Raw genomic sequence first — 24,674 nt, forward strand, 5'->3', positions numbered from 1 at the left:
GGATCGTCGGCAACAGGGATGTTGCCGACGAAGCGTACAGGGACGTATTCACAGCGGTCCTGAAAACCCGCCCCCGGTGCCCAACCGCCACGAACACAAAGCAGAGCACCCATAGGCACGGAGCTAAAAAGAATGTCCCACGCACCAGTAGATAAAAACCAGAAACTCAATATTGCGATTCTCACAGTGTCCGACACCAGAACCGAAGAAAACGATACCTCGGGAAAATACCTGGTAGAAGCTCTGCAGGAAGACGGCCACACCCTCGCCGACAAAGCCATCGTCATCGACGACAAATATTTGTTGCGCGCCAAAGTCTCCGCCTGGATCGCCGACCCCAACATCCACGTCATCATCTCCACCGGCGGCACCGGCTTCGCAGGCCGCGACTCCACGCCTGAAGCCATCGCCCCCCTGCTCGACAAACACATCGACGGCTTCGGCGAAATGTTCCGCTCCATCAGCTACGAGGAAATCGGCTCCTCCACCATCCAGTCGCGCGCGCTCGCCGGCATCGCCAACCGCACACTGGTCGCGTGTCTGCCCGGTTCCACCGGCGCCTGCAAAACCGGCTGGACCAAACTGCTGAAAGAACAACTCACCGCCAGCCACACACCCTGCAACTTCGTCGGCTACCTCACGAAATAACGAAATCCAGAATTTATATGACCCTCACACACCTGAACCAACAGGGCGAAGCCAGCATGGTAGATGTCACCGACAAAGACATCACCGACCGCTCCGCGCGCGCCCAATCCGCCGTCGCCATGTCCGCGGAAGCCTTTGCACAACTGAAAGCCGGCAACAACAAAAAGGGCGATGTGCTCGCCACCGCCCGTATCGCCGGCATCCAGGCCGCCAAGAAAACCGCCGACCTGATACCCCTGTGCCATCCTCTGGCACTGACCAAAGTGCAGGTGGATTTCGAGCTGGTGGACGCGACCAACACCGTAAACATTTCCAGCTTCTGCCGCCTTGCCGGCCGCACCGGTGTGGAAATGGAAGCGCTCACCGCTGCGAGCGTGGCCGCACTTACCATTTACGACATGTGCAAAGCCGTCGACCCGGCCATGGTCATCGGCCCCACTAGACTGCAGGAGAAAACAGGTGGCAAGCGCGGACACTGGACTCCTGAAAGTAATGGGGGCAATGCATGATCAAGGTACTGTTCTTTGCCAGCCTGCGGGAACAGCTGGGCTGCGACGGACTGGAAGCGGAAGCGGCAGGTATCGCCAGCATTGAAGAGTTGCGCGGTAAACTCGCGCAAAAAGGCAGCAACTGGCAGTCGGCACTGGCCAATGAACTATTGCAGGTGGCGCTGAACCAGCAACTTTCCAACATGGATGCTGCGATCAAAGACGGCGACGAAGTCGCCTTCTTCCCACCGGTAACCGGAGGCTGACGTGGCTGCGGAAATATCCATCTCGGTTCAGGCCGCAGGCTTCGACCCGGGGGCAGAATACCAGCACCTGCGCAGCGGAAATTATGTGGATGGTGCTACCGCTATGTTCGTGGGCAATGTACGGGATTTTTCCCCGGCAGAGTCGGGGGAAAAGAACCCGGTAGCTGTGCTGGAACTGGAGCACTACCCGGGTATGGCGGAGTCGGCGCTCACCGATATCGCCCGTCAGGCCGCCGCACGCTGGCCGCTGGGGCGGGTGCGGGTGATCCATCGTTTCGGGCCGTTAACCGCGGGTGAAGAGATCGTGTTTGTCGGGGCCACCTCCACCCATCGCCAGTCCGCAATGGACGCCTGTGCGTTTATCATGGATTTCCTAAAAAGTCGCGCACCTTTCTGGAAGAAGGAAATTGGTGAGGGGGCAGAGGCAGGCAGTTGGGTGCAGGCTCGCCACAGCGACGAAGATGCACTGAAAAAATGGTAGCGAAATATTTGCCCCGTAAAAGTAAGCACTTGCTCAGTCGCTTGCCCGCGAATTTATTGACGTAATCACCTTATAACGACGCGGAACTTGATATGGTTCCGCGAGTTCGGCAAAAACTGTGACCCTGCGCACAGGAGCGCTTTGCTAAGTGGTCGTGAATCCTGTCACATTATCGAGCTTTTTCCTCTTTGCCTTTGAATTTTAAGAAAAAATTCTTATCCAACTCTGTGCGCGAGTTTTGAAGCGCCTCACATATCCCCCCGTATTGCTTGCAATACAATCTGCTCCGCTGAGTACTCATATCCGACGTAGGTCGGATTTTTATGGTCGGTCTTAATCGGCCAATTAAGGGTTGGGGTTCGAGGTAAAAAGGGATATGTACAGAATTCTGATGGCAACCGCTTTGTTGATGCTGGCGGTGGTGTCCGAGGCACAAGAGGCCAGCCAGGTAAGTCGCGAAGAAATCCGTGGTCTCGATGAGCAGATTCAGGATGTGAAGAAAGATGTAATCAGTCTCACGTCCGAACTCAATCGTCTTGAAGAAAAACTGCTGTTCCCTTCCAACACCCAGGTGGCCCTGTTTGTCTCCCTGCCGGATAGCAGCGAGTTCAGCCTGGAATCCATTGAGGTGAAGCTCGACAGCCAGATCGTCGCCCATCATCTCTACACCTACCGTGAAATCGAAGCCCTGCAGCAAGGCGGTGTACAGCGTATCCATACCGCCAATGTGCAGACCGGCGCGCACCCGCTGGAAGTGACCTATTTCGGAAAGTCCAAGTCCGGCAAAGAGTACCGCGCGACGGCCAGCTACAGCGTTGACAAGGCCGTGGGGCCCAAATTCGTTGAGATCCAGATTGCCGGCAACCAGTCCGCTATCAACTTCAAGGACTGGTAAGCATGAATTCCCGTCTGGCCAGTGCGATTGCCGGGGCAGCGCTGTCTGCGCTGTGCGCCGTTTCTGCGCAGGCCAAAGCCCCTGTAGATCCCGATCCCAAAGCGCTCCACACCGAAAAACTGCGCGATCTGTTTTTCGGTGAGGCACTGTTCAATGCGCATCAGGATAAATATTTCGACGCGATTACCGAGCTGGATACCGAGCTCAAACAGTTCCGTCTGTTGGACGATCCGGAGCTGGACCCGTTCAGTTTGCATTTCGGCCAGGCGGAATTCGCAGTAGGGGACCTCGAGCTTTCCTATCGTATGCATCGGGATGCCGGCCGCGCGATGGAACAGGTGCTGAAAGGCAATGTGCCGCAGCCCATCAAAAACGAAGCCGCCTTCCGCCTGGCAAAAATTCACTATCACAAGCAACAGTTTGCCGATGCCCTGCATGCACTCGAATTGATCGAGGGGCGGGTGCCCGAGCGTGTGCGTGCGGACGAACAGTTCCTGCGTGCACGGGTTTACATGCAGCTGGGTCGCTTCGAGGAAGCGGTGGCACTGCTGAAAGACCTCAAGGGCGAGAAGTCCCTGGCAGGCTTTGTGGAGTACAACCTGGGTATCGCACTGCTGAAGGCGGGTGATACCGAGAAAGGTGTGTTGGAGTTGGACGGCCTCGGGCGCAACGCCGGCGGCACTGATGCCATGGGCGCGCTGCAGGATAAAACCAATCTGTTGCTCGGTTTCCAGCTGATGGAATCCAAGGACTACGAGCGCGCGCGCACTTATTTTGATCGTGTGCAGCTCTCCGGCCCCTTCTCCAATCAGGCCCTGTTGGGTGCCGGCTGGGTGGAAGCCAATGCGGGCCGTTATGACCGCGCACTGGTGCCTTGGCAGCTACTCACCGAGCGCCAGCCCACCAACGCATCGGTGCAGGAAGCGATGCTCGCGGTGCCCTTGGCCTACGGCAAACTGGATGTGCACAGTACTGCGGCGGTGAATTACGGCCATGCGCTGGACCTGTTCGGTGCGCAGGTCGACGTGCTCACCCAGTCCATCCACAGTATCCGTGAGGGCAAGCTGCTGGAAGCGCTGCGCCGCAAGGAAGCCAGCCAGGTAAAAAACTGGGTGGTGGAACTGCGCAAGTTGCCGGATGCCCCGGAAACCCATTACCTGCTGGACCTGATGGCCTCCAATGACTATCAGGAATTCCTGCGCAATTATCAGGATCTGAACGACCTGCTGGAACGCAATAATGACTGGTTGCAGAGTCTGGATTCCTTTGAGGAAATCATCGCCCTGCGGCGCGGTTACTACGAGCCGATTCTGCCGGGGCTGGATGTGCAGTTCCGCCAGGTCGACGCCCGCATCAAGATGCGTATGGAGCAGCGCCAGCACCTGGCCGCGCGCATCGAGAACCTGCTGATCAATCGACGCCCGGAACTGCTGGCGAAAAGTGACGAGACCGAATCCCGTCTGATGCTGCAGCGGATCCGTGAAATCCTCGCCTACAACCCCAGTCTCAACAGCGAGGAGACCGAGGCGCGCATCGCCCGTCTTGAAGGGGTGCTCAAGTTTCGCCTGTCACGCGAGTTTGATGAGCGCCTGACGGAAGCCTACAAACACCTGCAGGAGCTGGATACCGTAGTCGCCACCCTGCAGGAAACCTACCAGCGCTACGTGCGCAGCCGCCAGGCGGCTACCCACAGTTACGAAGGATATACCGACCAGATTGCCAGCCTGCGCGGCGGCCTCCATCGCGCCCAGGATCGTATTGACCAACTGATGGCGCGTCAGGGCCGCATGCTGGAGCAACTGGCGATCAACGAGCTGGATCAGCGCCGTGCGCAGCTGGAGAGTTACCAGATCAAGGCCCGCTTCGCCCTGGCCGACAGTTACGACCGCGCCAACGAGCTGCAGGAGCAGCGCGCGGATGCTCGCAAGGTCGAGCAATATCAGCAGCAAGTAGAGCAGTTGAAGCAGTCTGCGCCGGCAGAATCTGAACGCAAGCCGTCCGAACCTGTGGCGAATCCGGATGGCGAACCCCTGCCCACGGACAATCCGCCAGAACTGGAAGCACCAGAGCACGACATGGAGCCCGCAGGCGATGAATAAGCGGCCAATGTACAAAAAGCGACTGGGTCTGCCCGTGAATACCCTCAGCCTGGTGACCGTCGCCTCTGCGGCGCTGTTGCTGAGTGCCTGTGCCAGCAACAGCGGTAACACCATCGGCAGTCTGCAGAAGGTGGACATCAAGATCCAGGAAACCCACATCGATGGCAGCCTGGAAAAGGCACTGGCGAGTTACCAGAAATACCTGCAGGAAACCCCGGAAACCGCACTTACACCGGAGGCGATCCGCCGTATTGCCGACCTGAAAATCAAGCAGGCGCATCGTGCGGAAGAGGGGATACTGCCGCGCAGCAGCGAAACCCGCATCCTGTCGGAGGCGGATGTTGCGGCGGCCAACCAGCTCGCCAGTAAAAAGGCCGCTGCCGCGCGCAATGATCTGGATGCGCCGCAAGTGGCCGGTGTCATCACCAGTGCAAATACTTCTGAAGCCGCACTGGACGGTGTTGCCAACATCAAGGGCGAGAGCCAGTCCGACTTCGAGTCCCGCGCCAGTGGTGCAGTGGACCTGAGCGGGTTAGAGAGTGGGGCCGATGCCAGCGTTGCGGGCGACAATCCGGACGCACTGCTCGCCGCCAATGCCCGCGAAGCCATCGCCCTGTATAAAAAACTGCTGGTGCAGTATCCGCAGTACGAGCGCAATGACCAGGTCATGTACCAGCTCTCCCGCGCCTATGAAGAGACCGGTGAGATCGAAGAGGCCGTCGCAATCCTGCGCCAGCTTGTTGCCAAGTACCCCGCGTCCCGCCACCTGGATGAGTCCTATTTCCGCCTTGGTGAGTACTACTTCACCCGCAAGAAGTATCTCGATGCGGAGGAGTCCTACGGTCGTGTAGTCGACATGGGCGAAGGCTCAAGTTTTTACGAGCTGGCGGTCTATAAGCGTGGCTGGGCACTGTTCAAGCAGGATATGTACGAGATGGCGCTCGACGATTTCGTGCGCATGCTCGATTACAAGGTGGCCCAGGGATACGACTTCGAGCAGCAGACCAACGAGACCGAGCGCAAGCATATCGAGGATACTTTCCGCGTTATCAGCTTGAGCTTCTCCTATCTCGGTGGTGCGGAATCCATTGTGGATTACTTTACCCAGAAGGGTGCGCGGGACTATGAGTCCTACGTTTACAGCCACTTGGGCGAGTACTATCTCGACAAGCGCCGCTACCAGGATGCGGCGGAATCCTACAACGTCTTTGTGGAGCGCAACCCGCTGCACAAGGTGGCCCCGGACTTCTCTATCCGTGTAATCGAAATCTATCAGAAGGGCGGATTCCCACGTCTGGTACTGGATGCGAAAAAGGCTTTCGCCAACACCTACGCCCTGGATGCGCAGTACTGGACCGTGTTCGATATTCAGGAATATGCCGCCGCGGTGGAATTCCTGCAGACCAACCTGATCGACCTGGCGAGCCACTATCACGCTGCCTACCAGAACGTGAAACCCAAGGATCAGGATTACGCCGCGAAGCGCAGCGAAAACTATCTCGAGGCCATTCACTGGTACCGCCGTTACCTCGGGTCCTTTGCGGATAAACCCAAGGCGCCGGAAATCAATTACCAGCTCGCCGGCCTGATGCTGGAAAACAAGGATTTCCTCAATGCGGCGGTAGAGTATGAACGCACCGCATACCATTACAGTGGCCACGCCACCAACGAAAATGCCAGCGAGGCGGGTTACGCTGCGGTGTTCGCCTACCGCGAACACCTGAAGAACGATCTCGCCAATGGCAGTACCGCGGAGAAGACCGCGGTACAGAAAGAAATCATCCGCTCGTCGCTCACCTTTGCGGAAACCTTCGCGCAGCACAGCAAGGCGCCACAGATTTTGCTGGGTGCAGTTGACGACCTGTACAAGCTGAAGAGCTTCCCGGAGGCCATCCAGAATGGCCGCCTGTTGCTGGAAAAATTCCCGGCGGCGGACCAGCAGATCATTCGCTCTGCCTGGATTCTTGTGGCCCATGCCTCGTTTGACACCGAACTCTATGCCGATGCCGAAACCGGTTATCGCCAGGCACTGAATCTGACCGCTGCCGATGCCAAGGATCGCCCGGATCTGGTGGACAACCTGGCCGGTTCCATTTACCAGCAGGGCGACCAGGCGCGCAAAGCCGAAGACCATCTGGCAGCAGCGGAACATTTCCTGCGCATTCGCAACGCCGCCCCCGGTGCCAGTATTCTCGCCACCGCCGAGTACGACGCCGCGGCTTCCCTGATCCAGTTGGAAAACTGGGCCCGTGCCGCCGATGTACTGAAGGCGTTCCGCAGCAATCACCCGCAGCACGAGCTGCAAAAGGAAGTCACCAAAAAACTTGCGGTGGTGTACCAGGAAAGCGGCCAGCTGTTGCTGGCTGCGGCCGAGTTCGAGCGTATCGAGCGCGAATCGGAAGACGACGATGTGCGCCGCGAAGCGCTGACCCAGGCCGCGGATCTGTACAGTGCAGCCAAGAGTTACGACAAGGCGCTGGCGGCCCTCAATCGCTATGTCCAGCTGTTCCCGCGCCCAATGGAGCCCGCACTGGAGACGCAGCGGAAAATTGCCGATATCTATCACAACAGCGGCAACCAGACAGCCTACTTCAATACCCTGGACGAGATGGTGCGTACTGAACTGCGCGGCGGTAACGAGCGTAATGACCGCACTCGCTACCTCGCCGGTAATGCCGCACTCAAGCTGGCCGAGCCCAAGTTCGAGTCTTTTGCGGAAATCGCCCTGATCGCGCCGTTGGAGCAAAATCTCAACACCAAGCGCACCCGTATGAAGGCCGCTACAACCGCATTTACCGATCTGATCGATTATCAGGTGGCCGATGTCACCGCTGCGGCGACTTACTACCTTGGCGAAATCTATCTGCACTTCAGTCGCGCCCTGAAAGAATCCGAGCGCCCGACCAACCTCGACGCGATGGAACTGGAGGACTACGAGCTGGCACTGGAAGAGCAGATCTATCCGTTCGAAGAGCGTGCCATCTCCGTACATGAGAAAAACATCAGTCTGATGGTCGCGGGCATCTACAACAACTGGGTGGTTAAAAGTATCGAACAGCTCGCCGACCTTGTGCCCGCAAGATATGAGCGCACGGAGGATGCCGACAATATCGTCATGACCATCGTGCCGGTACCGCAAACACCGGATGCGTTGATCCCAGCACAACAGGTGGCGGAACAGCAGGTGCTGGAAAGCACCGCACCAGCGACCGGCGACGAAGCCGGTGGCGAGGCAACCGGGAAACCACTGCCACAAGTGCCCGAATCCATCATTGCTGAAAATGAATCCGAGGAGGACCAGGGCTGATGAACCATATCCTCACTCAAGGCAACCTGCTGCGCGTATCCCTGTGTGTACTTGCGCTGTTGCTCAGCGCCTGTGCCAGCGGCCCGCAAACCTCAATCCGCCCGGTCGACCCCTTGAGCGTCAAAGTTTCTGGCAGTGTCAACCGCGACTTCCTGCGGGCCGTGGAATACCTGCAGGGCGAACGCTACCCCGAGGCCATTGAGTTACTGGAGAGCGTCGTTGAACGTGAGCAGCGCCTGTCCGCTCCCTATGTCAACCTCGGCATCGCCTATTACAAGGCAGGTGATGAAAAGCACGCGGAAGAATCCTTCTTGCAGGCGCTGCGCGCAGCTCCTCTGGACCCGGTAGCCAGCAACGAGCTCGCCGTTCTCTACCGCCGCCAGGGACGTTTTGATGAAGCCAAAAAGACCTATAGGGATTCGTTACAGCTGCATCCGGAAAATCTGCCGCTGATCAAAAATTTCGGCATCCTGTGCGACCTGTATCTTCAGGATGTGAATTGTGCACTCGCACAATTCGAGCAGTACCTGAAATATCAACCTGAAGATCCCAAGGTCGCCATCTGGGTAACGGACCTCAAGCGGAGAGCCAACTGATGGGCAGTAAAATGCAAAAACTGGCAATGCTTGCCCTGCTGATCACCGCGGTTACGGCTAATGCACAGGAAGAACAGAGCGACGGTGAAAACAAGGTCGACAAGGAAGTGAAGGAGTTGTCCGGTATTTCGATTATCGGCAACAAAGAAGCGCCAAAATCTCTTTACATCGTTCCGTGGAAAAGCTCGGAAGTGGGTGTGGAAAGTGGTCTCAACTCCAGCCTGCTGGACCCGAGGCTGCAGCCGTTGGACAAAGAAGTCTTTTCAAGGGAGCTTGAGTTCTACCAGCTCAGTCTCACCGAAGATTAATTTATTTTTTTAACCAAAAAACGACCGCAAAGGTCAAAGCCAGGCAAAGCGGAAAAAACCGCGGACCCGGGAAAGAAAACCAAGAGGGCATGTGATGGATTTCTTGAACAGCGTAATCGCGTTTTTTCAGACTGGTGGTGCGTTCATGTACCCCATTCTGGTGGTGTTCGCGCTCGGTGCCGCGGTAGCGATCGAGCGTTATATTCGTCTCGTCTACGAGCGTCACACCAACCGCGCCGCCTGGGAGAAACTGCAGCCGGTACTCAACACCGGCGACTTTGACCGCGCGCGCAACCTGGTCAAGGACGACAACACCGGCGTGGGTCGCCTGCTCGCCATGGGTCTCGAGCGTCAGGGCGCTGTGCGTCGCCGCGAAGACATCGAAATCGCCATGGAAGAAAGCATCATGGAGACCATTCCACAACTGGAAAAGCGCACCCCGTATGTTGCGCTCGGCTCCAACATTGCCACGCTCCTCGGCCTCCTCGGTACCATCATGGGGCTTATCGAGGCCTTCACCGCGGTAGCCAACGCCAACCCCGCGGAAAAGGCCGACCTGCTCTCGGCCAGCATTTCCGTGGCCATGAATACCACCGCCTTCGGTCTGATGGTGGGTATTGCGCTGCTGATCGTGCATGCGCTGCTCAACTCCCTCACCGGCCAGATCGTTGACAGCCTGGAAATGGTGTCCGTCAAGGCATTGAACATCATGTCTTCAGGAACCCGTCGCCGCAGTGATGCCGCCCAGGATGAGCAGGCCCCGGCCGTGTCAAAACCGGTGAACCGCGATGTGCAGCAGACTCAGCAGGTACAACAGAAAGCGGCTTCTACAGCGGCCAGCACCGATAAAAATTCCAAGCTGGAAACTGTGTGATGAGAAACAGGCGTCACAGCAGATCCAAAGAAGCGCCGGAACTGGACATCACCGCCTTCCTCAATCTGATGGTGGTGCTGGTGCCCTTCCTGCTGGTATCCGCAGTGTTTTCCCGGGTCACTATTCTCGAGCTCAATATGCCCACCGGTGCCGGTGGTGGAGCGGATGACCCTGGTGTGACGCTGGAAGTGGTGGTGCGCAAAGACGTACTGGAAATCAGTGACGGCAGCAAAGTCGTGGCGCGGTTCCCAAATCTGAATCGCGATGAAGCGGGTGAAAGTGACACTGCGCAAGCTGAAGTCCAGCTCGACGAGTACGGGATGCCGATTGTGCCGCCGACCGCAGATGTGTACGACCTGGCGCAGCTGCGAGAGTACCTGATTCGGATCAAGCAGACTTATCCGGACAAAACCGACTCCACATTGCTGATGGAGCCGGAGGTGGCTTACGAACATCTTGTGGGTGTCATGGATACCGTGCGCAGCGCCAATGTCATGCCAACACCGGAAGATGGGACTGCGCCCAGTCCTGACGCGAAGCCTGAAGCAATGGAACTCTTCCCCGATATTTCCCTGGGAGACGCGCCGTGAAACGTGAAAGCAGACGCATGAAGCGCATGGCGCGCAGCCGCAAGCGCAAGACACCGGGGATGAACCTCACATCGCTGATGGATGTATTCACCATTCTGGTGTTTTTCCTGCTGACCAACAGTTCCAGCAACGAAGCCATTGAAGCGCCGAAGGTCATCACCCTGCCGGACTCCATCGTCGAATCCAAGCCGCGGGAAACCGTCACCCTGATGGTCACCCACGACGAGGTACTGATCGAAGCCAAGCCGGTGATGACCACCGGGGAGCTGTTCCAGAGTGAGGAGCTCGTGATCGAGGCCATTCAGCAGGCGATGATCCAGGAAGTGGGCAAGGCCATGACCATGGCTGGCGAAGAGCTGGAGGAGGCCAAGGCCGCACTGGCAGAGCGCGCCGCGGCAGGTGAAGACGTCACCGCCGAAGCCGCAGAACTGCTGGCGGAGCCGCCGGAAGTGAATATCCTCGCGGACCGCGGTGTACCGTTCAGTGTGCTGAAAAAGGTCATGTCCAGCTGTACCAATGCCGGATATACACGCATTTCCCTGGCGGTCATTCAAAAAGCATCTCAGAGTTAGTGAGCGTTTGTGAATAATTTTCATCAACAAAAACAGGCACTGACAGCGAAACAGGAAGCGGTTCGCCAGCAGTTGGCCGTGCTCGAGAGCGAGTACGGTCAGGTTGATGGCAAGCTGGATGCGCTGCGGCGGGATGAGGCCAAGCACCAGTTGCTGGACGAAATTTCCGATCGTCTCGGCAAGCTCGAAGAAGCCGGTGCCGGCGATCTGTTCTGGGCGGAGCATTACAAACAGGATGCTTCGAAAGCGCTGATTCACCGGCTGCAGAAAACCGTCAGTATCTACAATGCCAATCTCGACCTGTTGCACGAGCGCAAGCGCAAGCTCCAGGATCAGATGGAAGACTTCCGCGATGATCTGTTCGATCTGGATGCAGAGTTCCGGGAGATTCGCCAGGCGGAAGAAGATGTTCACTACGAGTATGAAGTAACGCGCGAGCTGGGTAATTCCGCTTTCCGTGATGCAATCATGCCGTGGAATCGTGGCGAAGACGATCGCCGCTTCCGAATCAGTGTGCTGGCTTGTTTGTTACTGGCCTTCTTCCTCGGCTTCGGTATCCATATGTGGCAACTGCCTGAGCCAGATGAGACCGAAGTGGTAGAAGTACCCGAGCGACTCGCCAAACTCGTGCTGGAGAAAAAAACCAAACCCAAACCACCTCCCGAGCAGGTGGTGAAAAAGCCGGACGAGAAAAAGAAAGAGCCTGAAAAACCGAAGCAGGAAGTGGCGAAGGAAGAGCCCAAACCATCCAATGTTGAGAAAAAACAGGTCAGCAAGAAAGTCGAGCGCGCCGGCGTACTGGCGTTCAAGGACAACTTCCAGGAGTTGATCCAGGACGATCTCGACCAGCGTCTCGGTCAGCAGACCCAGCTCAGTACCGCAGGCAAGCAGGAAAGCCGCAGTCAGCGTTCACTGATTACTGCCGCAGCCAAGTCGGGCTCCGACGGTATCAATACCGCCGCGCTCAGCCGCAATGCTGGCGGAGTGGGTACGGCACTGGATGGGGTGAGTTTTTCTCGAGTGTCCAGTGGTATTGGCTCTGAAGGTGATTTTGCCGGCGAAGAGCGGCCACTCAGCGATGGCATGGGCCCGTCCCGTACTGATGAAGAGATTCAGATCGTTTTCGACCGCTACAAGTCGGCGCTCTACCGGATCTACAACCGCGAGTTGCGCAATAACCCGGCACTGCAGGGCAAAATGGTACTGAGAATTACGATCTTGCCAGACGGCTCGGTATCCGTGGCAAAAGTCGAGAGCAGCGATATGGATTCCCCCGCGCTCAACTCGCAGATCGTGGAGCGGGTGAAGCGGTTCAGCTTCGGCGAAAAAGCCGGCGTGCCGACCATTACCATTCTCTATCCGATCGACTTCCTGCCTGCAGCGTAGTGGGCAATGAAAAACACCCGCTCCGGCTTCTGCTGGAGCGGGTGTTTGCTACTTCACAAATTACCTGAAGTTTGCCTGAGAACTGTTTGGCAAACGTAGAAAAAGTTCCCAGCACGGCGCCACAAGTTTGACTTGCTTCACGGTGCCGGCTACCCCCTTCCAATAAAGTTCCGCGACCGGTCCCTTCCCCGGTGCTGTCGCCTGTGCGGCAGCTGGCAAACACAAATTTGACTGGCAGCGGAAAGCGATGAAGTCTGAAGTAACAGGGCAAGAATCTTTCAGAAATGCACTGGCGACACTGAGTTATTCAGTGCGGTGGTTGCTGTCAGTCATGTTGCTTTTGGCCTCTGGTCAGGTGTGGGCTGCGTACAGCAATATGTGTGTGGTCGGGGAGCAGAACCCTCCCACCAATCTCGTGGATGTGATGGGCAGTAGCTATTGCGAGCTGTGCGGCTTTGGCTATGTGGATGTGCAGATTACCAACCCCTATCGGGCGGGGGAAAACGCCGATGGTGATCAGCCCTATGACACACGGGTAGTCACCATATCCGGTGATACGAGAACCCAAACTCGCCGTAATTCCAGCTACGGCTCACAAAACCCGGCACTTAACTTCAATAATTCCAACGGTCTGACGATCACCCTGAATAATGGCCTGGAGCTTTATACCGGGCAGGCGCCGGTACTTCCGTTGGGAGGAAGCCTGAGTGGCACCAGCGCAGTTACCCTCAGCAACATGTCGGACCTGTCTCCCGGGCAGACGGTGACACTGCGCATCCCGGTACACCGTCCACCCAACAACAGCCCTGAATCTCTTTACAACACCACCCCCCAAGCCACAGCGACAATCAGCTACACCATGGCGGACAGTTGTAACGATGCTCCGGGGCAGCGCGAAAACTTCCGCAGCGACAACACCTGGTACGACGGCTGTGGTGGGAACCGCTGCTCGGGCTCAGAGGATCCCGACAATTATCCCACCGACTTCTGGCAGAGCTACACCCGCCCTGATGGTACCGACAGTGGCGCAGTGGATATTCGCCAGCCGGCCATTTCGCTCAACAAACAGGGCTGGAACTACGATAGCGGACAGCGTGAAGGCACCCGCAGCGACCAGGTATTCGGTCACAACGACGACGACATCGTCTGGCGTATCAACATCCAGAACACCGGCGATGCGCCTCTGCAGGACCTGCGGATCGACGATGTGCTAAGTCGTGCCGATGTTATGGATGCGAATTATGTGTGCGCCAATGTCACAGATGCCAATAACGCCGCGGCTAACAATGGCACACCTACCGGCGGTTCCTCCTGTATTGCCACCGATGCTGCCACTGGAACCGTGTTGAACGACTGGGACCTGGATGCCCCCTTCGGCCATAACGACAACATTCCTGCCCCCTATGCGGCGACCGTAAATGCGGTGACCGCTGGCACCTCGACCGATGCCATTGATATTCGTCAGGGTGGCAATATCAATCTCTATGTAGTCGGCAAGATCCACAGCAATGGCTCCTGCGCTTCAGGGCGTTTGACCAACACGTTTAATGATGTGGAATTTGGTTGTGCGGTGCAGACGCCGCCCGGTGGAATTGATTCCGGCGAGGATGATACGGCATTGCTCGACACCTTTTACGGTCTCAACGGCGGTACCAACGCCCTGCGCGTGGAGCGCCAATTGACCGGTATCACCGGCACCGGTCCGGTGGGCATGCGCGGCCTGATGACCATCACTCTGCGCAACGAAGGCCACGGCACCGTCTGGTTTGATCCTGCCATGGCCTGGCACTTGCGCGACGAACTGCCGGATGAGTACGTGGTGGACCCCAGTTACGCGCCCAGAATCGAAACCCAAAACTCCCTCTACGGCCCATACCTTGGGCGAGTGGATACCCTGCAGTGGGTCAACGCCCAGGGCGCGATTCCTGGAAATACCGGTGACAGCACCAGTTACCTGAACAACTCCGAGCCGCAGTTCAAGCTCACCAGCAGCACCACAGATACCGATGCCGATCAGGCCGAGGAAAGTACCGGCCTGATGCGTCATGGGGACGTGGTAGTGATCCGCTTTGCGGTGGTGATGAAAGCGGCGGAGTATTTCGACCGTGCCGCGGATCTGGACGTATTGCAGGAAGACCCGGCTGTTGCCCTGTTCAAGCGTCCCGGAGAAAGAACCGATCCGGATCTGAGCGGCTTCAGCAGTTTTGACAACATCGTGGAGATGCAGATCAAAACACTCTGTAATACCCAGGGTTTGCTGCAATCCCGCATGACTGGCAATGGCCAGAACGATACCTTTGCGGCCAACAGTGCCGGCACCCCGGTGCAGTTCGATCCGGAAGAGCTGGATGTCAGTATCGACCAGCCGACGTTCATTATTACCGACGATCGCAGCCAGACCACACCGCTGTCGGTCACCCTGAGCAATCACGGTGGCGACGAGGCGCGTGACTTCCGTGTGTTCATCAGCTTTGGTGCCACCATCAATGTGGTCAGCAACACGTCGCCGATGGGTTTCAGCTGCGCGGTGGTACCGATTACCCAGAGCAGTGTGGACGGCAACGACCGCCCTATGGGCCACCCGGATCCCTACAGGGTGTGGGCGGTAAACCCAGCGCCGGACCAGGTTGACAAGATGCACATGCTGCTGCCGACCAACGGCACCGTGTATCAATGCCAGCCAGACGGTTCGCCGTTCACTGCTTCATTTGCCGCCGGTGCCAGCGCCACTTTCGAATTTGAGGTGAATAAAACGACCAGCTCTGCTGGGGTTGCCGCGGACGACCTGACGTTCCGTGCAGACGTGGTGGGTGAAATTTTTACCCTGAGCGATTTCGCCATTACGCCGGCGCAGATCAACTACAACACCGTCAATGCCAACCAAGTCAACAACGGCGGTAACCGCAGTATTTCCAATATCACGGTGAACAACCCGACTGGGATCACCAACGGCCATCCGCTGTGGTTCCCGGCTCCCGGTCTCGACAGTGCAGGGAATAAACGCACCGATGGCGAGGTGGATCGCGGCAACCTCTACTCACTGGATGCACACTGGTCACGCGGTATCGGCTTCAACCTGAAAAAAGACCAGGTAACCGCTGGAGATACCGGTTCCGGCAATTTTGGTGGTGTGCCGGATCTCGGGGTGTGTAACGAAAACACCGCGGCGGTCACTCGTGCCCCCGCGAATACCTTCCCCGGCCAGACCAAGCCCGCCGAGCATGTGCAGGTCGGTGAGGAATGTACCGTCCGCATCCAGACCGGGGGCTGGTTCGGTTTCGATTCCCGCGGTTTCAACTTTATCGGTGTGCGCGATATTCAGGTGCTGGACCTGATCCCGAACGGGCAGGGCTATATTTCCAGCACCGTGCCGCTGTTTACGCCCCAGATTGCCGGCGCTACCCAGGCACCGAACGATCCAAGTACAACTGCACTGGGCGAACTCAGTCCGTTTGGCTGGCGCTTTACCGGTACCGAGGCCTCTGGTTTTGCCGGCGCGCCGAATAGCGACTACGTTATCGACATCGATCAGTGGTTCACGATCAACAATACCAGCCGTTTATTGAACAAAATTCAGAACGACCGCGCCGCGCCCAACGTGCACGGCAGTGACAGCGCCAACGTGCTGGACTCCTCTTTTAAAGGGGTTTTCTTCAATAACAACACAGGCATCTGGGAAGAGTACGAGTTTGGCAGCTATGGCGGTGGTGAAACCGTGGGTTACCCCAAGGAGCCCATCCGCCGCGTGGATGTTGTGATTGCCGAACCACTCATTAATGTGGTGAAGGAAATCTGTGCGGCTGCTGATTTCAACGCTGCAAGCGGAGCTTGTGGGGCCGGTTGGAACGCGGATTATCAGGGTGCGTCGACCACCAACGACTATATCTATCGACTTACCGTCAACAGCGAGGCTGCAGCGGATGGCCATCCGCGTCCGCCGGTGTATGACCTGACCGTGGAAGATACCCTGCCGGATTTGCTGTTCATCGAAGACCTGAACGCTGACGGCATCGACAACGATGGCGATGGCCTGGTGGACGCAGCGGATACCGATGGTGAAGGCTCTATCGTCGGCAACGTCATGAACGATGGCAACCCGACCACCATTACCTTCTCCCATACCCAGGGTGTGGACGGTACCGGTCTGCGCCGGCTGGAGCCGGGTGCGAGCGCATATATGTATTACCGGGTCGATCCGGACGATCGTATTGCGCCGTCGGAAGTCCTTACCAATACCGTCGTAGTAACCTATTACGATTCGCTGGAAGGCAGCGCCAATGAGCACGGCAACCAGACTGTGGTTATGCCGGGCAGCGGTGAACTGGGTGGCGCACGCACCTATCCTGCGGCGGCAGATACCAATACCGAAGCGGAAGCGTCACTGACCTTCAGTGAACCTGCCACCGAACCGAAAACCATCACCGGTCTGTCGGAAACACCGTTGGTGGGCAGTGGCATTCAGCCGGTAAAAATCGGCGAGGAAATCGAATACACCCTCACGGCCGAGCTGCCGGTGGCGCAGCTGCGCAACCTTACCGTAACCGATCAACTGCCGGCTGGTCTGGTGTGTACGGAAGCCCCCGCCATCGACCTGAGTACCGATGCTCCGTGGAGCGCCGCCGGATTCAAACGCCCGGATCTTTCCAATGTGGGTGATGTCACGCCCGTATGTAGCGACAGCCAGGTACAGTGGTCGTTCGGCGACGTGGTGCTTACCAATCCTTCTTCGGACCGCGATCCTAACCGCTTCACCTTCGAGTTGAAGTTTGTTGCCCGGGTCCAGAACAGTGCCGCAAATAATGACAGCACTTCCCTGATCAACGGTCAGCCGGCCACCAACGCCACCCTCGAATGGCGGGATGAAAGCGGCAGCGATCACAGCCTGGATTACGGCCAGGTGGAGGCGCAAATCACCGAGCCGCTTATCGCCCTGACCAAGAGCTGGGATGCGACCGCGGATCTGGACGCTGGTGATGTCATTACCATTACCCTGACCGCGACCAACAACGGTACCGCCAACGCCTACAACCTGCGACTCTGGGATGACCTGCTCGACAGTGAAATGACGTTTGTCGATACCAGCGTTACCGGAACCACGGTCCCGGATAGTGTGGATACCACCACCTTCGGTGCCAACCGCCCGGTATTTGTGTGGAACCCGGAAAACCCACTGGTGCCGGGTGCGAGCCGCGAATTCAGTTTCCAGGTGCGGATCGACGATACCGCGCAGCCACTGCAGCAGCTGAGCAATATTGCCCACGCGGCCTGGACCTCTCTGCCGGGGCAGAGCACCGCGCTCAATACGGTCGGCGAGATTGGAATAGACGGTGCGCTGGATGGACAGCGTGTAGGCGAACTGCCCCATGCCAGTGATGCAATCAATGATTACGAGGCGAGTAGTAACACGGTAGACACTGTGCTTGCTGCACTTGCCTTCACCAAAGAAGACATCACCGCAAACGGTACTGCGGCCGAGACCCGCACTATTGGTGCGCACCGTGAATTCCAGCTGGAAGTCGCCGTGCCCGATGGTGTCAGCAACAATGTGCGTATTACCGATAGCCTGGCAGCAGGGGGTACCACTTATGTATTGGCGCGCGATGCCAATTACGAAATCAGCTGTAGCTATGTCGGCATTGAGCTGATCAACGGCGTCGCACCTGTCGATGGGGCGTGTAATTTCAATGGCGTGCCCACCTCAGATGCGACCGGCGATGTGGTCTGGGATATCGGTACCGTGGATACGGTGAGCGAGGACGATGCCGGTACAGCTCCGGTTTCGCCCACCATCACCATTCATTATTTCGCCCGGATCGATAACGAAATTGTCGAGACCCAGGCTGGCGACAGCCTGCGCAACGACGCCACGCTGAATTACAGCAATGGCCAAACTGGTGCGGAAGAAACGCTCGCTGACTCGACTGCTGCAATTACTGCGGTGGAACCCGATCTCGAAATCGTTAAAGCCGTAACCAATACCACTGGCTCTGCTGGCCTCGCTCAGGGTGGGGATGTACTGGAATATGTGCTGACCATTCGCCACACCGGTGCCTCAACCGTCGACGCTTTCGACCTGAATGTACTGGATATTCTGCCGCCGGAAGTACGCTTCGAAGCGTCATTTGCGCCGACCGCCTCAATCAATGGCAGCCCAGTGGCCGGTTTCGTTGCGGCTCCGGCAACCCCCGCGTCTGATCAGTTGGTGTGGGGCCGTGAGAACGGTGACAACGGTTTGGATCTTCCGCTTGGGCAAACCCTGGAAATTACCTATCGCGCAAACGTTGTGTCGGTGTTCGGCCAACCGGTAATGAACGAAGCCTATGTGGACTGGTCTTCCCTGGATGACAACGTCATCGGCCAGGATATATACCAGCGTCACGGTTTCGGCTGTCCCACCGTTACCGATCCGAATAATTACTGTTATGGGCCGGCGCAGGCGTCCATCAATACCGAAGACAACAGCGGCCTGCAGAAACTGGTGGTCAGCGACAGCTACGACGATCCGGCAGACAGCACCGTGCGCGTGGGTGACACGGTTACCTACCGCCTGGAAGTCAATGTTCAGCCCGGCACCACCAATGCGGTTGTGGTAACCGATACCATGGATACTGGTCTGGTGCTGGAGTCGTTCACCGTGGACGACGCTTCCGGTGGCTATGTGTTCACTCCGGTGAGCCAGCCCAGCGCCGGCGATACCTCGCTGACCTGGAATTTTGGCAATGTGACCCGTGAACTGGGCACGGCAGCGCCGTTGATCATCGAGTATGTAGCGCGGGTGACGGAAGACGCTGGTATTCCCCATGTTGCGAGTACCACGTTGAGCAATACCGCGATCCTTAGCTACACCGATGGCAGCGGCAATCCGCCGACGGATCCCGATGTGCTGGCCAGTCTGGAAAGCACTGTCACCGTGACCGTTTTGCAACCGGTAATCGACAACCTGACCAAGATTGATCGCGATGGCCGCAGCAGCCCCTATCTGGTCGGCGATATCGCCAATGATGTCATGCGCTTCAGCCTGCAGGCATGTAACAGCGGTGCCGCACCGGCTTACGATATGCAGCTCACCGATGATCTGCCGTGGGAAATGGATGAGGCTTCTATCCAGAATATTGAGGTCGCTATCGATGGGACGGCTGTCGCTGAATCTGATTACACCTACACGCCGCCCGCTGGACGCGATGGCAATATGGTGTTCGCACTGGGGGTTCCGGTAGATCCTGGCCTGTGCGTCACCGTCAATTACGATATCGGTTTCCACACCGACGTCGGTGGCGACCAGAGCTGGCAGAACACCTTTGTCATTGATGAATACTGGTCTCTGCCGGATACCAGCGGCCAGAAATACGCGCCGGTACAACTGCCTGCGCCATTTGTCATGAGCACGGCGGCCGCGGTAGTTGAGCCTCTGGTGAAAGCCCTGTTGCTGCCTGCGGACGGTACCGCAACTGTTGGCGAACAGGTTCAGTACCGCATTACCGTCCCGGGCGTAGCCAACACAGCGGTGGCACTGCGCAATGTACAGGTGATCGATACTCTCGACAGCCTCGGTGACATCGTGCTGTTCGAAAGCGCTACCCTGAACGGTGAAGCCTTCACGCCGGTTGTGGACCAGGCCGCGGGTACTATTACCTTTGACATCCCCTCGATCGACGTAGGCACCGTAGCGGAAATCGAGATTTTTGCGCAGGTGGCAGACGTGGCTACCGCCATCGCGGGAACCGTAATAACCAATACTGCGGACTTCACCTACGAAGAAGGTGGCAATAACCTGCCCGGCGGTGGCAACGATGTCAGCTTCACGATCGTGGAGCCGGATCTCATTATGGATAAATCCGGTCCCACCAACGTGCAGGCGGGACTACCGGGCCGCTTTGTGCTGGATGTGCACAATGCCGGGGAAGGTACTGCCTACGGCATCACCCTTACCGATATTCTGCCCAGCGCCGGCGACGGCGGTGAGCAGGGCGGTATGTGCACCACGCCGCCAGAAAATATCACCGCGGAAATTCTCGATGGTGCGGGCAATTCTGTCAGTACGTTGAGCGCTGGTACCGACTTCACCACCAGTTACGATGTAAACACTTGTACCCTGATCGTAACCACAACCGGTGATGGCGGCGCCGTCGCTGCAGACCACCATCTGCAGCTGGCCTACGACGCCTATCTCGATATGGACACCGAACACGGTGCGGTGCTGACGAATATTGCGGGAGCGACGCAATGGTTCGGCCTGCCCGCGGATGCGGATCTGCGCCGTGGCTATGATCGCACTATCACCGATGGTTCGCCGAGTGTGGTGGATTTTGAAGATGCGTTCACCATTACTGCCCAGGTACCCCGAGTAGCCTTCGCGAAGACCGTGGAAAATATCACTCGCAGTGAAAATCCAGCGGTCAATGCGAGCCCGGCAGATCTGTTGCGCTACACACTTACCCTCACCAATGAGGAAGATGTCGCAGTCGACGATTTCAAGGTGCAGGACGATCTCGGCAGCCTGAATGCATTTGTGGCATTTGCATCTGGCACTCTCAATATTGTCAGCCTGCCGACAGGCGCGGACAGCAGTGCCAGCGATGCCACTGGCGGTACCAACGGCGCGGGACTGCTGGACGTGAGCAATCTGAGCCTGGCACCTGCGGGGCAGGCGGGAGACCGCATCGAGATCGTATTCGAGGTGCAGCTGGCGGCGGTAATCGATAATGCGAGTGTGGTGCTGAACCAGGCCCAGTTGCAGTTGCCCGGGCAGTCTGTGTTTGTCAGTGACGATCCGAACATCAACGGCGTGGAAGATCCGGAAGTGGCAGGGGACGAAGACCCCACCCGCGTGATCATCGAATCCGCGCCGCTGCTGAAAGTGGAGAAAATTTCCGAAGATCTTACCGGTGAGCCGGACAGCCTGATGCCGGGCGATACCCTGCGCTACACCATTCGTGTGGAAAACATCGGCAACGAAAATATGTTGGAGGCGAGCCTGCGCGATCAGGTGCCCGCCAACACCACCTATGTTGCCGGCTCTACCACCCTGAATGGTGCTTCACTGGATGATGTGAATGGCACCACGCCGCTGACGCAGACTCTGGTCATTCAGTCTCCGGGTTCCGAGACTGGTGAACTACTGGCAGACCCGGCAGCATCCGGCGCCCAGGCCGCGATCATCACCTTCGATGTGACCATCAACAACGTCAAAGACGGCACGCTGATTTCCAACCAGGGTTTCGCCAATGGTGTCGGCGCTGGCAGCGGCAATGTACCGGTGGAAGAGAAGCCGTCCGACGATCCCACCACCGAAGTGGCGGACGACCCGACCATCGACATCGTTGGTAACGTGCCTCTGCTGCGCGCGCAGAAAACCGTGCAGTTGGCTGTGGATAACCTGACCACCGGCATTGTCGATCCGGAAGATGTGCTGCGCTACACAATCACCGTCACCAACCTGGGCGGCAAAGATGCAACTGAAGCGCGCTTCGTGGATCTGGTGCCGGAGCACACCACCTACGTCGCCGGCAGTACGACCCTGAACGGCATTGCGATTACGGACAACGGCGTTGATTCCCCGCTGGTTGCCGGCATTGCCATTAGCAGTGAAGACCTGACACCGCCGCTGCCGGCAGAAGGTGAGGGTGTACTCACTACCGCGCAGACCGCCACCATCGTGTTCGATGTGATGGTGAATGCGGATACCGAGCGCGGCACCATCATCAGCAACCAGGGCAATGTGTACAGCCTGGAGTTGCCGCTCACGCTCACCGATGCGGACGGCAACAGCAGTAACGGTGCGCAGCCCACGGAAGTGGTGGTCGGCGATGCGCAGCAGCTCTCCATTACCAAGGAAGTGGCGGTTGTTGGCGGCGGCGCCGCGGAATCCGGCAAGGTGCTGGAGTACATCGTGCGTGTAACCAACATCAGCGCGGTGCCCGCGAGCCTGGTCTCTATTTACGACGACCTGCTGGTGGCCGGTGAGGGTGTGCTCACTTACGTCGCGGACTCTGCGCGCCTGAATGGCCTGGCGGACGGCGTGATGGTGGACGGCTCGCTGATCACCGCGGACTACAGCAACGTCTACGGTGACCTGCAGCCGAGTGAAACCATCACCCTGCGTTTCGAAGCCAAGCTGGGCGAGAACCTGGCCATGGGGTACACCGTGGTGAACACCGCCCAGGTGAAATGGAATGATCCGCCGGCCTACAACGAGGCTACGGTGACCATCGATATCGGCGGTACCCCGGGCATCGCCAATCTATCCGGTTACCTCTGGCACGATGTGAATTTCAGCGAGACCACCGACAGCGAAGAGCAACTGCTCACCAACTGGAGCGTCGAGCTGTATTACAACAATGCCTTGCTGGAAACCGTGCAGAGCGATGACAAAGGCTACTTCCAGTTTGCAGGTCTGGTACCGAATTTGGATGGTGCCAATGTCGCAGTTGCCAGCTACGAGTTGCGTTACCTGGCGCCGAACGCTGTGGGCACCACTGCCTCCCTCGGCACCGCCAGCTCTGACTACACCAATGGTCCGCAGCAGATCCGCGATATCTATATCGACTCCGGCAGCAACCCGCAGAACCTGAATTTGCCGATTACACCGAATGGCGTGATCTACGATTCTGTGCTGCGAGCGCCGGTCAATGGTGCGCGCGTGCGGTTGCTGGGTGCGTCCAGTGGCCAGCCGCTGCCGGACAGCTGTTTTGACGATCCCAAACAGCAGAACCAGGTCACCCTCACCGGTGGTTTCTACAAGTTCGATGTGAACTTCAGCAGCGCGGCCTGTGCGGTCAATGCGGATTACCTCATCGAGTTGGATGTGCCGAGCGCAGATTACGTCGCCGGACCGTCACAGATCATTCCGCCGCAGACTGGCGTGGATACCGGTAGCTTCGATGTGGCCGCGTGCCTCGGCAGCGCCGCGGACATGATCCCGGGTACCCCGTATCACTGCGAGGTGCAGCTGTCTGTATTGCCGCCTTCCATCGACCTGGATGCGCGCAGCAGCGAGACCGATTACTACCTGCGTGTAAATCTGGATGACAGCAACCAGCCCGGCAGCAGCCAACTGTTCAACAACCACATTGCGCTGGACCCGCAATTGGAAGGCGCGCTCGCGCTGACCAAAACTGCGGCCATGTTGAATGTGACCCGCAGCCAGCTGGTGCCCTATACCATCACCTTCAGCAACTCGCTGCCGGTACCGCTCACGGATCTGCAGCTGGTGGATTATTTCCCCGCGGGCTTCAAGTACGTGGCCGGTTCCGCGAACCTGGATGGGGTGAAGGTGGAGCCGGAGGTGAACGGCCTGCAACTGCAGTGGCCGAGCCTCCGCGCAGAACCGGAGCAGACTCACAGCATGAAACTGCTGCTGGTGGTGGGCTCCGGTGTGGGCGAGGGCGAGTACATCAACCGCGCGCGCATGTTCAACGAACTCTCCGGCCAGCAGACGTCCGGCGAAGCGTCGGCCACCGTGCGCGTGGTACCGGACCCGACCTTCGACTGTACCGATGTGATCGGCAAGGTGTTCGACGATAAGAACCTGAACGGTTATCAGGACGCAGGTGAGGGCGGCGTGCCCGGTGCGCGTGTGGTTACCGCCAACGGTCTCAAAGCCACCGCGGACGCGCACGGTCGTTTCCATATCACCTGTGCGGCGGTGCCGAACCCGGATCGCGGTTCCAACTTCGTGCTGAAACTGGACGACCGCAGCCTGCCGAGCGGCTACCGCCTGACCACGGAAAACCCGCGGGTACAGCGCGCCACCCGAGGCAAGATGCTGGAGTTCAACTTCGGTACCAGCCTGCACCGTGTCGTGCGCCTGGATCTGGCGGAAGCAGTATTCGAACCCGGCACCAGTGAGCTGCGTCCTCAGTGGCGTTCGCGCACGGAACTGTTGCTGGAGCGACTGCAGGAGGCACCGTCGGTACTGCGCCTGTCCTATCTGGCGGAAAACGAAGATCCGTCGCTGGTGGACGCGCGCCTTGCCACCATCAAGGCCCGTATCGCCGAGGACTGGGCGGCGCTGAACTGCTGCTACCCGCTCAATATCGAAACCGAAATTTTCTGGCGCCGTGGCGCGCCGCCCGCGCGTGGCAATGTGCTGGACGGGCTCAAACACAGTGTTAACCGCATGATCGGAAGTGATGATCAGGGAGGCGCCCGGTGATGTTCCGCTC

14 protein-coding genes are annotated in these 24,674 nt (G+C 58.1%); all 14 read left to right on the forward strand.

Features of this window, described 5'->3' with window-relative positions:
* Positions 1-132: 132 nt before the first annotated feature.
* The 14 genes from moaB (at position 133) to R5R33_RS13585 (ending at position 24,664) form a co-directional block, all read left to right on the forward strand.
* A complete protein-coding gene (gene moaB / locus R5R33_RS13520) occupies positions 133-648 on the forward strand; it encodes a molybdenum cofactor biosynthesis protein B (protein WP_318953229.1) in 516 nt (171 codons plus the stop codon).
* Positions 649-665: 17 nt separating this feature from the next.
* Positions 666-1,157, forward strand: coding sequence for a cyclic pyranopterin monophosphate synthase MoaC (moaC, locus tag R5R33_RS13525; RefSeq protein ID WP_318953230.1), 492 nt, complete (start codon positions 666-668; stop codon positions 1,155-1,157).
* Entirely contained in the window at positions 1,154-1,402 is a 249-nt protein-coding gene (gene moaD / locus R5R33_RS13530) for a molybdopterin synthase sulfur carrier subunit (protein WP_318953231.1), read from the forward strand. The genes moaC and moaD overlap by 4 nt, the downstream gene beginning before the upstream one ends.
* Position 1,403: 1 nt before the next feature.
* A complete protein-coding gene (locus R5R33_RS13535; protein WP_318953232.1) occupies positions 1,404-1,883 on the forward strand; it encodes a molybdenum cofactor biosynthesis protein MoaE in 480 nt (159 codons plus the stop codon).
* Between the two features lie 376 nt (positions 1,884-2,259).
* Positions 2,260-2,778 (forward strand): hypothetical protein, encoded by a 519-nt coding sequence (locus tag R5R33_RS13540; protein ID WP_318953233.1) that lies wholly within the window; start codon positions 2,260-2,262, stop codon positions 2,776-2,778.
* Positions 2,779-2,780: 2 nt separating this feature from the next.
* The gene (locus R5R33_RS13545; protein ID WP_318953234.1) at positions 2,781-4,877 is read left to right on the forward strand and encodes a tetratricopeptide repeat protein; all 2,097 of its coding nucleotides are present in this window, start codon (positions 2,781-2,783) and stop codon (positions 4,875-4,877) included.
* A complete protein-coding gene (locus R5R33_RS13550; RefSeq protein WP_318953235.1) occupies positions 4,870-8,184 on the forward strand; it encodes a tetratricopeptide repeat protein in 3,315 nt (1,104 codons plus the stop codon). Before R5R33_RS13545 ends, R5R33_RS13550 begins: the two co-directional genes overlap by 8 nt.
* Positions 8,184-8,780, forward strand: coding sequence for a tetratricopeptide repeat protein (locus R5R33_RS13555; protein WP_318953236.1), 597 nt, complete (start codon positions 8,184-8,186; stop codon positions 8,778-8,780). Before R5R33_RS13550 ends, R5R33_RS13555 begins: the two co-directional genes overlap by 1 nt.
* Positions 8,780-9,088, forward strand: a complete 309-nt coding sequence (locus tag R5R33_RS13560; RefSeq protein ID WP_318953237.1) for a hypothetical protein — start codon at positions 8,780-8,782, stop codon at positions 9,086-9,088. Before R5R33_RS13555 ends, R5R33_RS13560 begins: the two co-directional genes overlap by 1 nt.
* A 94-nt stretch (positions 9,089-9,182) precedes the next feature.
* Positions 9,183-9,962, forward strand: coding sequence for a MotA/TolQ/ExbB proton channel family protein (locus R5R33_RS13565; protein ID WP_318955740.1), 780 nt, complete (start codon positions 9,183-9,185; stop codon positions 9,960-9,962).
* Entirely contained in the window at positions 9,962-10,552 is a 591-nt protein-coding gene (locus tag R5R33_RS13570; protein ID WP_318953238.1) for an ExbD/TolR family protein, read from the forward strand. The genes R5R33_RS13565 and R5R33_RS13570 overlap by 1 nt, the downstream gene beginning before the upstream one ends.
* The gene (locus R5R33_RS13575) at positions 10,549-11,124 is read left to right on the forward strand and encodes an ExbD/TolR family protein (RefSeq protein ID WP_318953239.1); all 576 of its coding nucleotides are present in this window, start codon (positions 10,549-10,551) and stop codon (positions 11,122-11,124) included. The genes R5R33_RS13570 and R5R33_RS13575 overlap by 4 nt, the downstream gene beginning before the upstream one ends.
* Before the next feature lie 9 nt (positions 11,125-11,133).
* On the forward strand, positions 11,134-12,510 hold the full coding sequence (locus R5R33_RS13580) for an AgmX/PglI C-terminal domain-containing protein (RefSeq protein ID WP_318953240.1): 1,377 nt from the start codon (positions 11,134-11,136) through the stop codon (positions 12,508-12,510).
* Between the two features lie 331 nt (positions 12,511-12,841).
* Complete coding sequence (locus tag R5R33_RS13585) at positions 12,842-24,664, forward strand: isopeptide-forming domain-containing fimbrial protein (RefSeq protein ID WP_318953241.1); 11,823 nt, start codon at positions 12,842-12,844, stop codon at positions 24,662-24,664.
* Positions 24,665-24,674: the final 10 nt, after the last annotated feature.

It is taken from the genome of Microbulbifer pacificus (assembly GCF_033723955.1).
GTDB classification, from domain to species: Bacteria; Pseudomonadota; Gammaproteobacteria; order Pseudomonadales; family Cellvibrionaceae; genus Microbulbifer; species Microbulbifer pacificus.

Coding starts and splice junctions, on each gene's coding strand:
- R5R33_RS13555 (WP_318953236.1), top strand. CDS start 8,184: ATGAACCATATCCTCACTCAAGGCAACCTGCTGCGCGTATCCCTGTGT.
- R5R33_RS13565 (WP_318955740.1), top strand. CDS start 9,183: ATGGATTTCTTGAACAGCGTAATCGCGTTTTTTCAGACTGGTGGTGCG.
- R5R33_RS13545 (WP_318953234.1), top strand. CDS start 2,781: ATGAATTCCCGTCTGGCCAGTGCGATTGCCGGGGCAGCGCTGTCTGCG.
- R5R33_RS13560 (WP_318953237.1), top strand. CDS start 8,780: ATGGGCAGTAAAATGCAAAAACTGGCAATGCTTGCCCTGCTGATCACC.
- moaD (WP_318953231.1), top strand. CDS start 1,154: ATGATCAAGGTACTGTTCTTTGCCAGCCTGCGGGAACAGCTGGGCTGC.
- R5R33_RS13570 (WP_318953238.1), top strand. CDS start 9,962: ATGAGAAACAGGCGTCACAGCAGATCCAAAGAAGCGCCGGAACTGGAC.
- moaB (WP_318953229.1), top strand. CDS start 133: ATGTCCCACGCACCAGTAGATAAAAACCAGAAACTCAATATTGCGATT.
- R5R33_RS13585 (WP_318953241.1), top strand. CDS start 12,842: ATGTTGCTTTTGGCCTCTGGTCAGGTGTGGGCTGCGTACAGCAATATG.
- moaC (WP_318953230.1), top strand. CDS start 666: ATGACCCTCACACACCTGAACCAACAGGGCGAAGCCAGCATGGTAGAT.
- R5R33_RS13540 (WP_318953233.1), top strand. CDS start 2,260: ATGTACAGAATTCTGATGGCAACCGCTTTGTTGATGCTGGCGGTGGTG.
- R5R33_RS13550 (WP_318953235.1), top strand. CDS start 4,870: ATGAATAAGCGGCCAATGTACAAAAAGCGACTGGGTCTGCCCGTGAAT.